The organism is gamma proteobacterium symbiont of Scutellera amethystina (assembly GCF_059730845.1).
Window position 1 is genome coordinate 3,399,984 of record NZ_AP035935.1, and the last position, 15,264, is coordinate 3,415,247.

Below are 15,264 nucleotides of genomic sequence, written 5' to 3' on the forward strand. Positions count from 1 at the left end.
AAAAAGTTGAACGACAACGTAAAAACAATCCGTTATCAATAACTGCTGTCATTTCGTATTTTTTTCCTCATCGGCGCAAGCATTTTTAACCGCGCATTAACACGGTGGCTGAGGGCCGCTACGCTTAATTTAACGGAGAGAACAGAATGACGACCGCATCCCTGATTTTTACCAACGGTAAGTTTCACACCGTCGACCGCGCAAACCCGCTGGCCACCGCCGTAGCCATCAAAGACGGCAAGTTCCTCGCCGTAGGTAGCGAAGCGGACGTCATGCGCTTTGCCGGCAGCGACACGCAAATCATCGACGCCAAAGGGCACACCGGCATTCCCGGCCTGAACGACTCCCACCAGCATCTGATTCGCGGTGGCCTCAACTACAACCTTGAGCTGCGCTGGGAAGGCGTGCCGTCGCTGGCCGATGCGCTGCGTATGCTGCGCGAACAGGCACTGCGTACGCCGTCACCGCAGTGGGTGCGCGTGGTCGGGGGCTGGAGCGAGTTCCAGTTTGCTGAGCGCCGCATGCCGACGCTGGACGAAATCAACGCCGCCGCGCCCGATACGCCGGTCTTCATTCTGCATCTGTATGACCGCGCGCTGCTCAATCGCGCCGCGCTGAAAGTGGTGGGCTATACCAAAGAGACCCCCAACCCGCCGGGCGGCGAAATCCAGCGCGACAGCAATGGCAATCCGACCGGCATGCTGATCGCCCGTCCTAATGCCATGCTGCTGTACGCCACGCTGGCGAAAGGGCCCAAACTGCCGCTGGAACAGCAGGTTAACTCGACGCGTCAGTTTATGCGTGAACTGAACCGCCTCGGTCTGACCAGCGCCATTGACGCCGGCGGCGGCTTCCAGAATTACCCGGACGATTACGACGTGATCGCCGAACTGCACGCGAAAAAGCAGCTGACGGTACGCATCGCCTATAACCTGTTCACCCAGCGTCCCGGCCACGAGCTGGAAGACTTTGAGAAGTGGACCGATATGCTGAAGCCGGGCCAGGGCACCAATTTCCTGCGCCACAACGGTGCCGGTGAAATGCTGGTGTTCTCGGCGGCGGACTTCGAAGATTTCCTCGAACCGCGCCCGGATCTGGCACCCGGCATGGAAGATGAGCTGGAGCGCGTGGTGCGCCACCTGGTGGAGCATCGCTGGCCATTCCGCCTGCACGCCACCTATAACGAATCGATCAGCCGCATGCTGGATGTGTTTGAGAAGGTGAATCGCGACATTCCGTTCAATGGCCTGCACTGGTTCTTTGACCATGCGGAAACCATCACTGAAGCCAATATTGAGCGGGTAAAAGCGCTCGGCGGCGGCCTGGCGGTGCAGCATCGCATGGCTTTCCAGGGAGAATACTTTGTCGATCGCTACGGTAAAGAGGCCGCGAAGCAGACGCCGCCAGTGGCGCGCATGCTGGAGGCCGGCGTGCCGGTCGGCCTCGGTACCGATGCCACCCGCGTTGCCAGCTATAACCCGTGGACCGCACTGTACTGGCTGGTTTCAGGCCGTACCGTCGGCGGGATGCAGCTGTACGATGACAACGCCCGCATCGACCGTGAAACCGCGCTGATGCTGTGGACCAAAGGCAGTGCCTGGTTCTCCAGCGAGCAGAGCGCCAAAGGTGAGATCAAAGTCGGCCAGCTGGCGGATCTGGTGCTGCTGTCGAAAGACTTCTTCAGCGTACCGGAAGAGGAGATCAAAGGCATTGAATCGGTGCTGACGCTGGTGGATGGCAATGTGGTGTATGCCGCTGGCAGCTTCACGCCGCTGGCACCGCCGCCGGTGCCGGTGTTGCCGGAGTGGTCGCCGGTGGTTACCGTGCCTGGCCACTACCGCAGCGCCCCGCCGCAGACCAGCGGCCGCGCCGCGCGGATGCCGCAGGTACACCAGTGCAGCGGCCCCTGTGGCGTGCACAGCCACGCCCATGATGTCGCGCGCCAGTCATCGGTGCCGGTGTCAGACAATAACGCGTTCTGGGGTGCGCTGGGCTGTTCCTGTTTTGCGTTTTAAGTGATCAAGGGGTGCGGGCACTGGCCCTCACCCCGCCGATATATTGCCTGCCAGGCCAAAGCCCTGCTTACCGTTTCTCTTAATCTGGTACATCGCGCCATCCGCCCGGGTCAGCGCGTCATCGAAGCTGTCGCGCCGGTGTACCGGGGCGATACCGATTGAGGCGCCAATCTGCGCATGACCATTGTCGACATCAAACGGCGTCAGCGCCGCATCCAGCACCGCCTGCGCCAGAATGCGCACCTTCGGGTAGTCAATCAAAAACGGCAGCAGCAGCACGAACTCATCGCCGCCAAGCCGCCCGACGATGGCCTCTGACGGCAGCAAATCGCGGATGCGCTGGCTGAGCTGAATCAGCACCTCGTCACCGCTGCGATGGCCGAGCGTGTCATTAACGTGCTTGAAGTTGTCGAGGTCGATAAACGCCACGCACAGCGGCCCGGCGCGTTGCAGCTGACGGAAATGCGCCTGCAGCGCGTGGCGGTTGGGCAACGCGGTTAACGGGTCGTGATGCGCCAGCAGGGAGAGCTGGGCTTCGTAATTCTTCTCTTTGGTCATGTCGATGTGGGTGCCGGTCACTTTGAGCGGATTCCCCTGCTCATCCCACTCGCTGACGCGGCCGCGATCCAGCACCCAGGTGATTTTGCCGTTCTTGCCGATCATACGGTGCAGCGCCTCGTAATAGGGCGCGCGTCCTTCAATATGATCGTAAAAGGCGCGCAGCACCTCATCGGCATCTTCCGGATGCAGGCACTCGCGCCAGGCATCAAAGCGCGCTTTGGTCTCTTTCGCCTGAAAGCCGAGCATCGCGCCCCAGCGCCGGTTAAAAATCACCAGCTTGCCGCTGGGAATATCCAGCTGCCACAGGCACAAGCCGGTGCCGTCCAGCGCCGCGTTCAGCTTATTACGCGCGTCGTGCGCCAGGCGCTTGAGGCGCGCATTGTGCTTTTTCAGGTTCTGAATCTGCTGGCGCAGCGCTTCTTCGGACATAGTTGATCGCTGGAGAGAAAATAAGGGCTATTTTGCCTGCACGATAGATTCTGTAAATAAAACAAATGAAAAGGCGATTAGCGTCGGAAAATTGCGCCGGGTTCAGCAGGAATGGCGAAGCAACGCGGTAATTTCAGCAAACAAAACTTACACTTACTAAAAATAGCAGCGCGCTTCGCTTCGGCGCGCCGGCGGGACCTGGCTTTCACCAGGAATTTTCTCTCCTGTTTTTAAGAAATTTCTTAAGCGCGATTTAAGTCCACTTGTATTAAGTCGCTGTTGAAGGATGCCTGACGCGAAACGTGCCGTCAGAGAAGAAGCGCAGTCATGGTGGCGGCGCGCGCAACCGGTCCAGCGAGTGAAATCATCCGTGAGTAAACGCATCCTCAGCCTCCTTCTGTTACTGGGCTTTTGCCTGTCTGCCTGGGGTGCAACCACGTTAAATTTCTCGCCGCGCTATGGTCTGGTAGCACCGGAAGTCACGCTGTCGCCGCAGAGCCAGCAGTGGCTGAAACAGCACTCTGTACTGCGCGTCGGCGTGTGGAACAATCCGCTGCCGCCCTATTCCGTGTCGTTTGAAGCCAATACCTACGAAGGACTCTCGGCCGATTATCTGGCCATTGTGGCGAAGGCGTTAAATCTGCCGGTGAAAATCAAGGTGTATAAAACCCGGCTGGAGCTGGTGGATGCGCTCAACGACGGTGAAGTCGATCTGATTCCTTACTACACGCTGGCCGCCAATCAGGATACGCATCTGGCGCTAAGCCTGCCGTATTCACTGGCGCGCAGCGTGTTAATCAGCAAACGTAACGCGACCTTCGACAGTGAGCTGAAAAATAGCCGCTATCGTCTGCTCTATTACGGTGATGCGGAACTCAAAGCACTGCTGCACAAGCGCTATCCGCGCGCCACGCTGGCGCCGGCCGCGCCGCCGCTGTGGGCCTACACCGACACCGCGTTCAGCGAAAACACCCTGTTCTGGAGCAACAGCGCCACTCAGCGCTTTCTTTCGCATCGCGGCCTGCAGAACGTGATTGAAGCGCACAGCACGCCGTACACCAACGATGTCGACGCGCGCTTTGCCAGCAACCACGCCAATCTGCCGCTGATCAACGCCATTAATGAAATCCTGAAAAACATTCCGCTGCGCAACGCGGTACAGATTGCCGAAGCCTGGAGCCTGGATTATCAGTCGGTGGTGAAAAATTATCCCCTCGATCTGAGCGAACAAGAGGCGGCGTGGCTGGCAGAGCACCGGGAAATCACCGTCAACTACGATCCCTCGCACACGCCGTTTACCTTCGTTGATAACCGGCAGCGCGTAGTCGGCCTGAGCGTGGACCTGCTGAAAATGATTTCCCAGCGCACCGGCATTCGCTTCCGCTATAACCCGATTCAGGGGTTGAGCAACATGCGCGATACGCTCAACCGCCAGCGCGATGCGATTATCGCCGTCAGCGATGCCACTGCGCAGCAGGACGACAAAATCCGCTACAGCCGTTCGTACATTTACTCGTCGTGGGTGGTCGTCACGCGCAAAGACAGTACCTGGAAAAGCTTTGATGAGATGGCGGGCAAGCGCATCGGCATCTATGAGCGCGCCTATTATCGCTACGATTTACGCGAACGCTGGCCGGGCATCAACTTTGTCGAAAATGGCGTGTCGATCGATTCACTCGGTCAGTTGCTGGATAAGCAGCTGGATGGCTTTATCGTGCCGTACGAGTCGTCGCTGTTCCTGCTCAATAACCATTTCAGTGACAGCTTTAAAGTGGCGTTTGTCGCGCCGCTGCCGATGTTCCGTATGGCGATGGCGGTCAATGGGCAGGATCAGGTGCTGCTGTCGATCCTTAACAAAGCGCTGTCCGATATTCCGCAGCCGACCATGCAGTCGCTGATGGAGCGCTGGATCAAATACACGCCCCCCGCCACCAGCACTTCGTGGCAAAGCTATCGCAGCTACATACTGCGCATCGTCGCTGTGGCCGGGCTGGGTCTGCTGTTTTTCCTGTGGCGCAACCATCTGCTGAAAGCCTCGCTGGCGAAACAGCGCGAGCACGAGCGTGAAATCAGCGAGCAGCTGGCGCATATCGAAGCGCTGATGGCCGACCTGCGCAAAGCCAACGAAGTCGCGGTGCGCGCCAGCGAAGCGAAAAGCACCTTCCTGTCGCACATGAGTCATGAAATCCGCACGCCGCTGGCGGCGCTGATTGGCCTGCTGGAAATCGAGCATCTCGGCCAGAGTAATGAACAGCAGCGGCAGAAGAACATTGATGTTGCCTGGGAGTCGTCGCGATCGCTGCTGTCGCTGGTGGGCGATATTCTCGACCTGGCAAAAATCGAGTCCGGTCATTTCAGTATTCAGCTGCAGCCAATGTCGCTCAGCGAAGTGGTGCATGACTGCGAAGCGCTGTTCCGCCAGGTGGCGCTGAATAAAGGCCTTGAGCTGAATATTGTGCTGGAGCTGACGCAGGATCAGGTGCTGTTTGACCCGGTAGCACTGAAGCAAATCCTCTCCAATCTGGTGAGCAACGCCATCAAGTTTACCTCGCAGGGCGCAGTGGAAGTGGCGCTGTATCAGGCGGATAGCGCGCTGCCGGAGTATGTGCTGGAGGTGAGCGACAGCGGAGTTGGCCTGTCAGAAGAGCAGCAGCAGGCGATCTTCGAACCGTTTATCCAGGTCGGTCAGGGCAGCAATCGCGCCAGCGGCACCGGTCTGGGCCTGAATATCTGCCGCCGGCTGGCGGTAATGCTCGGCACCGAGCTGCACGTCGAGAGCGAACCGGGTGACGGCAGCGTGTTTATGCTGCGCTTCCGCGCGGAAGCGGCGAGCATTGAACATGAGCAGCCCGCCCTGCCACAGCCGGTGGAGCCCGCTAAGCAGGCTGCACTGCGCATTCTGATTGTCGATGACAATGCCACTAACCGTCTGCTGCTGGCCCAGCAGCTGCGCTACGCCGGGCATCATGTGCTGGTGGCCGACAGCGGTGCAGCCGCGCTGGCGCTGTGGCGCGAGAATCAGCCCGATCGCGTGATTACCGACTGCAACATGCCGGAGATGGACGGCTTCGAATTCACCCGCCAGCTGCGCGCCGAAGAGAAACGTCTGGTGCGACGCGCGGTGCCGGTTTACGGCCTGACAGCCATGGCGGAGGAGCGCGTGGCGCAGCTGGCGCAGGACGCCGGCATGAACGGTTGTTTGTTTAAACCGCTGGAGCGCGCGCAGCTGCTGCAGGTGATCACCGGCGCGCCGATGAACCCGACGCGCGACGATACCCTGCTGACGCTGGAAAATCTGGCGGCGAATAATCCGCAGGCGTGGCGCGATCTGGTCACCACCGCGCGCCAGCAGAACAGCTACGATCTCGCCCAGCTGACGCAGGCGGTCGCCGCCCACAACTTTGCTTCGGCGCGTCACGCCGCGCATCAGCTACTCGGCAGTGCCCGAATGCTGCGCGCCGAGGCTTTACAACATCGCTGCCGCGCCGCCGAACAGGCAGCGGAGCATCAAGATAGTGCGCTATTACAGCAGCTGCTGCCGGAGGTCGCCGGGGCGGTGGCCGAGCTGGATGCGCTGTTCCTGCGTGCCCTGGAAACGCCCATTCCTGAAGAGGTGATTTAATGAAAGAGAGCGCAATCTGGCAGATTGCCGTGCTGGACGATCATCCGCTGATCGGTAAAGCCATGCAGTACCGTTTAGCGCAGGAGCCGCAGCTCGATCTGGCCGGGGCCTTTGCCCAGCGCCAGCAGCTGATGACCTTCCTGCAGCGCCAGCCGATCGATATCCTGGTGCTGGATTACATGCTGGGTGAAGACCAGCTCGATGGGCTGCAAATGGTAAAACAGCTGCGCCTGCACTACCCGCAGCTGAAGATTCTGGTGTCGTCCGCGGTGGAGAAGCCGGCAATTGTTCAGCTATTGCTGAAAGCCGGCGTGCAGGGATTTGTCGGCAAAAGCCACGATCAGGAGGTGCTAATCGACGCCATTCATCAGATCTGTCGCGGCAAGCGTTTCCTGACGCCGGACATGATGCTGGAGCTGGATAAATTCCAGGAGAGCGACCGTGAAATGCACGACTACCTGACGCCGCGCCAGGCGGGCGACGACATTACCCTGATGCTGCGCGAGCTGAGTCCGCGCGAGATCGAGGTGATTCGCTGCTATCTGGATGGGTTGAGCATTACGCAGATCGCCGGTAAATACGCGCGCAGCCGCAAAACCATCAGCGGTCAGAAGCAAACCGCGCTGCGCAAACTGGGGCTGCGTTCGGACCTGGAACTGTTCAAGTACAAGCAATACTTCAACCAGCTGGTGACGGCGCAGTGATAAGCCGCAGCGCGGATAAACCCGGTTCTGTGACGCGGATCAAGACTTAGTCGCTGCGTAATGCTGCCTCTTTGAATTCTAGTATGGTAGTTTAACGCTTATCATACAGACACGATGACGGTGGATGACATAATGCAGCTGACAATGCGGTGGTTTGGGCCGAAGGAAGACAAGGTTTCGCTGGAATATATTCGCCAGGTGCCGGGCGTACGCGGCGTGGTGGGCGCACTCTACGATGTGCCGGTGGGCGAAACCTGGCCGCAGGAGAAGATCCAGGCGCTGGTCGATCAGGTGCACGCAGCCGGACTGACGGTTGAAGTGATTGAGAGTGTTAATATTCACGACGACATCAAGATCGGCCTGCCGAGCCGCGATCGCTACATCGCCAATTATCAGCAAAGTATCCGCAACCTGGCGGCCGCCGGGGTAAAAGTGATCTGCTACAACTTCATGCCGGTGTTTGACTGGATGAAGACGGATATGCATTACGTGCTGCCGGATGGCTCCATCACCATGGCCTTCGAGAAGCAGGGCATTGATAAAAGCCTCGACGAGGTGGTGAAAGAGGTGCTGGGCAGCGCCAACGGCTTCGCGCTGCCGGGCTGGGAGCCGGAACGGCTGGCAAAAGTTCAGGAGCTGTTTGCCAAATATCAGGACGTTGATGACGCGAAGCTGCGGGAAAACCTCGCCTATTTCCTCAAAGCGGTGATCCCGGTGTGCGAAGAGGTGGGCGTGAAGATGGCGATCCACCCGGACGATCCGCCGTATTCGATCTTCGGTCTGCCGCGCGTGGTGAAGAACCGCGACGATCTCGACTGGATCTGTAACGTCGTCGATTCTGAAGCCAACGGCATCACGCTGTGCACCGGATCGATTGCCGAGGATCCGCAGAACGATGTCTATGCCATTCTGGCCGAATTCTCGCGCCGCAAGCGCATCCCGTTTGCCCACGTGCGCAACATCAAGATCATCCGCGATAAAGATTTCTACGAGTGCGCGCATCCGACGGAGTATGGCTCGCTGGATATGTATAAAGTGCTGCAGTCGATGTATGACAACGGCTTTGACGGCTATATCCGTTCGGATCACGGCCGCTTTATCTGGGGTGAAACCGGGCGCCCAGGCTACGGTTTGTACGACCGCGCGCTGGGCACCACTTATCTGCTGGGCCTGTGGGAAGCGCTGGGTAAACGTTAATGGGCTGCGATCTGGCCCTCATCCCTGTGGCTTTTTCAATAACGGTACCAGCAGCGCCGCGACGAAAAAGCCTGTCATGATCAGCCAGAACGCGTCGGAAAAAGCCTGGGTGCGCGCTTCACGCAGCGTCAGCGCCGCCAGCGACTGCAGCGCGGCCGTATGCGCGGCATCCGGGCTCAGGCCGCTGGTCATCAGCGCCTGAGCGCGCCCCTGCAGAAAATCACCCAGCGTCAGGCTGGCGCTGTTGAGATGATCCGCCAGCCGGCTAAAGTGCAGGTTGGTGCGGTCGTTGAGCACCGTACCGCACAGGGCAATACCAATCGCACCGCCAAGGTTGCGCATCAGATTAAACAGGCCAGACGCGAGCTTCAGGCGTGCCGGTGGCAAACTGCCCAGCGTCAGCGTCACCGTCGGTGCTACGGCAAACTGCTGCGCCATACCGCGAAACGCCTGCGGGAACAGCAACTCCTTCGCCCCCCAGTCATGGGTAATCGGCACGAAGAAATGCATCGACAGCGCAAAACAGAGCAGCCCCGCCGCCAGCAAAATACGCAGATCGACGCGGTTCGCCAGCCAGGCATACAGCGGGATCGACAGAATCTGAAACACCCCGGTGGAGAAGATCGCCAGTCCAGTCTCCAGTGCGCTGAAGCCGCGCACCTGGCTGAGAAACAGTGGCGTAAGGTAAATGGTGGCGAAGATCCCCACGCCCGCCATAAACGAGAAGTAGCAGCCGAGGCTAAAGTCGCGGTCCCTGAGCGCGCGTAAATCGACGATCGGTTTGGCATGCCGCAGCGTGCGGATCACAAACAACACGCCGGCCGCCAGCGCAATCCAGCCGGTGGTGGCAATGGTGTCATCATCAAACCAGCCCCAGCGCGGCCCCTCTTCCAGTGTATATTCCAGACAGCCGAGCGACAGCGCCAGCAGCACGATGCTGAGATAATCCGCGCCGCGCAGCAGTTCGCGGTTGGGCACGTCGATGTTCACCAGCAGCGGAACCGCAATGGTGATGTAAATACCGGGAATGATGTTGATAAAAAACAGCCAGTGCCAGCTGAAGTTATCGGTGATCCAGCCGCCAACGGTCGGGCCGAGCGTCGGCGCCAGCGATGCCAGCGCGCCGACGGTCGCGGCAGCAATCACCCGCTGCCGGCCCTGGAAAAAGGCGAAGGCGGTGGTGAACACCAGCGGGATCATTGAGCCGCCCGCCAGCCCCTGCAGCGCACGGAACGCGATCATGCTCTGAATGTTCCACGCCCAGCCGCACAGCAGGCTCATCAGCGTAAAGCCGCAGGCCGAAGCGGCGAACAGCCAGCGCGTAGACAGCACGCTGGCCAGCCAGCCGGAGAGCGGAATAATGATGATTTCGGCGATCAGATAGCTGGTCTGCACCCACACGGTTTCATCATCGCCCGCCGACAGGCCACCGCCAATGTCGCGCAGCGAAGCTGAGACAATCTGGATATCCAGCAGCGCGATAAACATGCCGATGCACAGGGTGGCAAAGGCGAAAACTTTCCGGCTGACCGGCATCTGCGCGGGCGCGATCGGCGCGGCGACCACGCGGCTCATTGCGCGCTGCACTCATCGACGGTAACAGTCACCGACAGTCCCGGACGCAACAGCCCGAGCGTGGCCGCATCGCCGTCCAGCGCAATGCGCACCGGCACGCGCTGGACAATTTTGGTGAAGTTACCGGTGGCGTTTTCCGCCGGCAGAATGCTAAAGCGCGAACCGGTCGCAGGCGACAGGCTGGCGACATGCCCGCTGAAGGTGCGGCCTGGCAGCACGTCCGCCACAATCGTTGCCACCTGGCCTGGCCGCATGTGCGCCAGCTGGCTCTCTTTAAAGTTGGCGTCAATCCACAGCCCCTGCGCCGGCACCAGCGACAGCAGCTGCGTGCCGCTGCTGACATACGAACCGGCCCAGGCGCGGCGATTGCCGATCACGCCATCAAACGGCGCGCGGATAGCGGTGTATTCCAGATTGAGCTGTGCCAGCGCCAGGTCGGCCTGCGCCTGTGCCAGCGCGGCGTGCGTCTGCTGCTCGCGCGCATCCAGCACCTGCAGCTGACGTTCGGCGACCGCGCGATCGGCACGGGTTTTGCCCTCCTGCGCCAGCGCCTGATGGTAATCGGCCTGCGCATGATCGCGAATCTGCTGCGACACCGCAGCGCTGCTCACCAGCGCGTCATAGCGGCGCTGGTCGGCGGTGGTTTTCTGCGTTACCGCCTGCGCCGCCAGCAGCGCAGCACGCGCGCCGTCGATGGTGGCCAGCTGGAGCTGGCGCGTGGCGGCGATATCCTGCAGCGCCGCCTGCTGCGCGGCGACTTCGCCCGCCGCACGGTCAACCGCTGCCCGATAGTCGCGGTTATCCAGTTGCACCAGCAGGTCGCCCTTTTTAACCGCCGCATTATCCTGCACCGCAAGCGTCTGGACATAGCCGGACACTTTGGCCGAAATCGCACTGATATCCGCGCCGACGTAGGCATCATCGGTCGCAGGCATAAAGCGCGCGCTGTGCCACCAGTAATAGCCATAGCCGGCCAGCGCCACGCCGCCGCAGGCCAGCATCAGCAGCAGTGCCGCTTTTTTCCGCGTCAGGCTCATGGTTCGTTCCCGGCCACCGTCTGCGGGGCGAATTTTTGCGCCGTATCGCCTGCGCGCTTTCTCGCCAGATATTGCTGGCGGTAGTGCATCATCGGGCTGGCCGCCGGGCCAGGCACCATCTGGTATTTGTCACTGGAGAGCGGCTGGCCGGTGGCGCTGTCGACCATTTGCGGCGTCACCGGGCGCTGGGTGGCGCTTTCAACCAGCTGCATCTGCCGCCCTTCCGGTGAAAAGTGGGTGCTGCCCCACTCGGCCAGCGCCAGTATTACCGTGCGAAAATCGCGGCCCGCCGCAGTGAGGTGGTACTCGTAGCGTGCCGGAGCGTCGCTGTAACACACCTTTTCCAGCAATCCATCCTCCACCAGCTCTTTTAGCCGGCGCGACAGAATATTGGGCGCCACGCCGCTGCTTTTCTGAAATTCATCAAAGCGGGTAAAGCCGGCCAGCGCATCGCGCATGATCAGCATGCTCCAGCCGTCGCCGACGCGTCCAAGACTGCGTGCGATAGGGCACGGCATATTACACAGAGGTTGGTTTTTCATGGGCCAGTTCCCGATGTGAAGTCGATGCGGGATACTGTGGCAGGGTAACTTTCATTTTGCAAGTTACTTGCAAAATGAAAGTAACAAACACATTGTCAGCGCGCGTTCCGGCGCAGCCTCACAGCCTGTCGATCAATTCCTGCCGGTGGTCATGCAGCAGACGCAGCATTTCACGCAACAGCGGATCTTGGTTGCCCTTCTGCCACGCAATACTCAGCGGCAAGCCTTTGATCTGCTCAGGTAACGTCAGCGCGATATAGCGGACGCTGTCGCTGTTCATGGTGCGATAAGAGGCTGGTACCACCGCCAGACCGAGGCCGGCGGACACCAGGCTGAGAATGGTTTGCTTCTCTTCGGCATATTGCGCGATATGTGGCGTCAGGCCGGCCTGCTTAAACAGGCTGATGGTGAGATCGTGGCTGTGCGGTCGGGTGCGGCGGTCGGGAATGATCATGGCTTCATGCTGAAAATCTGCCACCGTCACCTGCGCTTTATCCGCCAGCGGATGCGTCAGCGGCACTGCCAGCACGCAACTTTCGCGGGTAATAAAACGCAGCGCCAGTGACGCATCCATGCGCTGCGGCGCGCGGATAATAATCATATCCAGCCAGCCGGATTTTAATTTAGGAATCAGGTTAAGGGTTTTATCTTCGATAATATGGATATCGCTCAGCGGATGACGCGGCACAAATAAATTCAGCAGTGCAGGAACTAAACCGCGCGCGGCGCTATCGATAGCGCCAATGCGTAATGTCCGGCGTTCATCTTTTAATCCGCCTTTAAAACGCAGCGCCAGCGCATCAAACTGATCGATCAGTTTTCCCGCTTCGTCAAAAAACAGGGCTCCCTCGGCGGTTAATGAAACATTGCGCGTTGAGCGGTTTAACAGGCGCACGCCCAGATCCTCTTCCAGCAGGCGGATAAAGCGGGAAAGTGATGCAGGCATCATTTCCATACTTTGTGCCGCCCGACCGAAATGCAGTTCTTTACCCACCGCGACAAAACAACGCAATTGATTTATATCCACATTTCCCTCACCGCACGATTATTCAAATAGTTTATATAATCCACGCCTGATGATCGCGCAATACAAACCTGCATACTGCATTCGACAACCAGAAAATAATACTACCCTACACAATCTGGAGCACTTTAATATGAACTCTCACCTCGAAAAAAGGGTGATGCGTAAAGTGACGTTGCGCATTGTGCCCTTCATCATGCTGCTCTATTTCATCGCGTTTCTCGATCGCGTCAATATTGGTTTTGCCGCGTTAACCATGAATCAGGATTTAGGTTTCTCGCCCACGGTATTTGGTTTTGGCGCCGGGATCTTTTTCCTCGGCTATTTTCTGTTTGAAGTCCCGTCGAATTTAATTTTGCATAAAGTGGGCGCACGCATCTGGATCGCCCGCGTGATGATCAGCTGGGGATTGGTCTCCGGCTGCATGGCGCTGGTGCAGGGCACCACCAGCTTCTACGTCCTGCGCTTTCTGCTCGGCGTGGCGGAAGCCGGCTTCTTCCCGGGCATCATTCTCTACCTCAGCTACTGGTTCCCGGCGGCGAAGCGCGCGCAGGTTACCGCCATCTTCATGGCCGCCGCCCCGCTCTCTACCGCGCTCGGCTCGCCGGTCTCTGCGGCGCTGCTGGAGATGCACGGTCTGCTGGGCTACGCCGGCTGGCAGTGGATGTTCGTGTTAGAGGCAATTCCGGCGTTACTGCTGGGCATCGTGGTGCTGTTTTTCCTCACCGACCGTCCGGCGCAGGCTAAATGGCTGAACGCAGAGGAGCGGCGCTGGCTGCAGGAGACCATGCAGGCTGAAGAGCAGGCGCGGTCGACGCAGCACGGCCACAGCAGCGCCTGGCGCGGGCTGGCGGACAAGCGCGTACTGGCCCTGGCGCTGGTGTACTTCGGCACCTCGGCCGGGCTGTACACGCTGGGGATCTGGTCACCGCAAATTATTCGCAGCTTCGGCGCCTCCTCGCTGGAAATCGGCTTCCTCAATGCTTTCCCGGCGGTGATCGGCGTGATCGGCATGATCCTGTGGGCACGTCACTCCGATCGTCGCGGCGAGCGCAGCTGGCACGTCATTGGCGCCTGTTTACTGGCTGCCGCCGGGCTGATTTACGCCGGCAACGTCAGCACGCTGCTGGCGGTGATTATTGCGCTGACGCTGGTCACGGTCGGCATCAGCGCCTCCAAGCCGCCGCTGTGGAGCATGCCGACGCTGTTTCTCAGCGGGCCGGCCGCAGCCGCCGGCATCGCCACCATTAATTCCATCGGCAACCTCGGCGGTTTTGTCGGCCCGATGATGATTGGCGTGATCCGCCAGCAAACCGGCAGCTACACCTGGGGACTCTATTTCGTCGCCGCGCTGCTGGCGTTGTCCGCGCTCATCGTGCTGATTCTCGCCGCGCACACGCCAAAACCGCAAAGCGCCGATCTGCCTCATCCTCATACCCATTAATTGACTGGAGAACATGATGCGTAACTACAAAATTGCCGCGATTCCGGCAGACGGTATTGGCCCGGAAGTGATTTCGGCTGGCGTTGAGGTGCTGCAGGCGCTGACGCGGCACGATGAACAGCTGACGTTTGACGTGCAGACCTTTGACTGGGGCTCGGATTACTACAAACAGCACGGCGTGATGATGCCGGAAGATGGCCTGCAGACGCTGAAGCAGTTTGATGCCATCTACTTTGGCGCGGTGGGCGCGCCGGACGTGCCGGATCACATCACGCTGTGGGGGCTGCGCCTGCCGATTTGTCAGGGCTTCGATCAGTACGCCAACGTGCGGCCTACCAAAATTCTGCCGGGCGTGACCTCGCCGCTACGCAACCGTGGACCGGGCGATCTTGACTGGGTCATCGTGCGCGAGAACTCGGAAGGGGAATACTCCGGCAACGGTGGCCGTGCGCACCGCGGCCTGCCAGAAGAGGTGGGCACTGAAGTGGCAATTTTCACCCGCGTCGGGGTAACGCGCATCATGCGCTACGCCTTTAAACTGGCGCAGTCGCGGCCGCGCAAACTGCTGACGGTGGTGACCAAATCCAATGCCCAGCGGCACGGCATGGTGATGTGGGATGAAATTGCGGCGGAAGTGGCGCAGGAGTTTCCGGATGTGCAGTGGGACAAGATGCTGGTGGATGCCATGACGCACCGCATGACGCTGCACCCGCAATCGCTGGATACCATTGTCGCCACGAACCTGCATGCGGATATTCTCTCCGACCTTGCCGGCGCGCTGGCCGGCAGTCTCGGCGTCGCGCCAACCGCCAACATCGATCCGGAGCGGCGTTTTCCGTCGATGTTCGAACCGATTCACGGCTCGGCGTTCGATATCACCGGTAAAGGCATCGCTAACCCGATCGCCACCTTCTGGACGGCGGTGCAGATGCTGGAACATCTGGGCGAACGCAACGCGGCCGCGCTGATAATGCAGGGCATTGAGCACGTGTGCGCGGCGGGCATTCTGACGCCGGACGTCGGCGGCAGCGCCACCACCGCTGACGTGACGCGCGCGCTGGTGCAGTTTATTGAGGCCAAATCTCAGGTGGCAGCAACCGCCTGAGTCAAAAGC

The 15,264-nt window shown here is 59.8% G+C and carries 11 protein-coding genes; 6 read left to right on the plus strand and 5 right to left on the minus strand.

The features are described 5' to 3' along the window. The first annotated feature begins 146 nt into the window (after window positions 1-146). Window positions 147-2,015, plus strand: a complete 1,869-nt coding sequence (locus AC6I79_RS16005; RefSeq protein ID WP_498027379.1) for an amidohydrolase — start codon at window positions 147-149, stop codon at window positions 2,013-2,015. Window positions 2,016-2,042: 27 nt separating this feature from the next. Here the strand turns inward: AC6I79_RS16005 and AC6I79_RS16010 are convergent, their stop codons facing one another. Next, on the minus strand, window positions 2,043-3,005 hold the full coding sequence (locus tag AC6I79_RS16010; RefSeq protein WP_498027380.1) for a diguanylate cyclase domain-containing protein: 963 nt from the start codon (window positions 3,003-3,005) through the stop codon (window positions 2,043-2,045). 370 nt (window positions 3,006-3,375) lie between these two features. On the opposite strand from AC6I79_RS16010, the gene AC6I79_RS16015 reads away from it, so the two are divergent. The 3 genes from AC6I79_RS16015 to uxuA all read left to right on the plus strand — a co-directional run bounded on the left by AC6I79_RS16015 (window position 3,376) and on the right by uxuA (window position 8,528). Next, the gene (locus AC6I79_RS16015) at window positions 3,376-6,627 is read left to right on the plus strand and encodes a transporter substrate-binding domain-containing protein (RefSeq protein ID WP_498027381.1); all 3,252 of its coding nucleotides are present in this window, start codon (window positions 3,376-3,378) and stop codon (window positions 6,625-6,627) included. After that, window positions 6,627-7,331, plus strand: coding sequence for a response regulator (locus AC6I79_RS16020; RefSeq protein ID WP_104093986.1), 705 nt, complete (start codon window positions 6,627-6,629; stop codon window positions 7,329-7,331). Before AC6I79_RS16015 ends, AC6I79_RS16020 begins: the two co-directional genes overlap by 1 nt. Window positions 7,332-7,463: 132 nt before the next feature. Further along, window positions 7,464-8,528: a mannonate dehydratase gene (uxuA, locus tag AC6I79_RS16025; RefSeq protein ID WP_498027382.1), complete on the plus strand. Its 1,065-nt coding sequence runs from the start codon at window positions 7,464-7,466 to the stop codon at window positions 8,526-8,528. Window positions 8,529-8,546: 18 nt separating this feature from the next. Here the strand turns inward: uxuA and AC6I79_RS16030 are convergent, their stop codons facing one another. The 4 genes from AC6I79_RS16030 to AC6I79_RS16045 all read right to left on the minus strand — a co-directional run bounded on the left by AC6I79_RS16030 (window position 8,547) and on the right by AC6I79_RS16045 (window position 12,709). Further along, window positions 8,547-10,103: a DHA2 family efflux MFS transporter permease subunit gene (locus AC6I79_RS16030; RefSeq protein WP_498027383.1), complete on the minus strand. Its 1,557-nt coding sequence runs from the start codon at window positions 10,101-10,103 to the stop codon at window positions 8,547-8,549. Next, window positions 10,100-11,140 (minus strand): HlyD family secretion protein, encoded by a 1,041-nt coding sequence (locus tag AC6I79_RS16035; RefSeq protein ID WP_498027384.1) that lies wholly within the window; start codon window positions 11,138-11,140, stop codon window positions 10,100-10,102. The genes AC6I79_RS16030 and AC6I79_RS16035 overlap by 4 nt, the downstream gene beginning before the upstream one ends. Next, the gene (locus tag AC6I79_RS16040; RefSeq protein ID WP_104188066.1) at window positions 11,137-11,682 is read right to left on the minus strand and encodes a winged helix-turn-helix transcriptional regulator; all 546 of its coding nucleotides are present in this window, start codon (window positions 11,680-11,682) and stop codon (window positions 11,137-11,139) included. Before AC6I79_RS16040 ends, AC6I79_RS16035 begins: the two co-directional genes overlap by 4 nt. Window positions 11,683-11,800: 118 nt before the next feature. Beyond that, the gene (locus tag AC6I79_RS16045; protein ID WP_498027385.1) at window positions 11,801-12,709 is read right to left on the minus strand and encodes a LysR family transcriptional regulator; all 909 of its coding nucleotides are present in this window, start codon (window positions 12,707-12,709) and stop codon (window positions 11,801-11,803) included. A gap of 130 nt (window positions 12,710-12,839) precedes the next feature. Here AC6I79_RS16045 and AC6I79_RS16050 point away from each other — a divergent pair, with 130 nt between their 5' ends. Together AC6I79_RS16050 and AC6I79_RS16055 are read left to right on the plus strand one after the other, a co-directional pair. Next, the gene (locus AC6I79_RS16050) at window positions 12,840-14,150 is read left to right on the plus strand and encodes an MFS transporter (RefSeq protein ID WP_136547046.1); all 1,311 of its coding nucleotides are present in this window, start codon (window positions 12,840-12,842) and stop codon (window positions 14,148-14,150) included. Window positions 14,151-14,166: 16 nt separating this feature from the next. Continuing rightward, window positions 14,167-15,255, plus strand: a complete 1,089-nt coding sequence (locus tag AC6I79_RS16055; protein WP_058774858.1) for a tartrate dehydrogenase — start codon at window positions 14,167-14,169, stop codon at window positions 15,253-15,255. The last annotated feature ends 9 nt before the right edge of the window (window positions 15,256-15,264 follow it).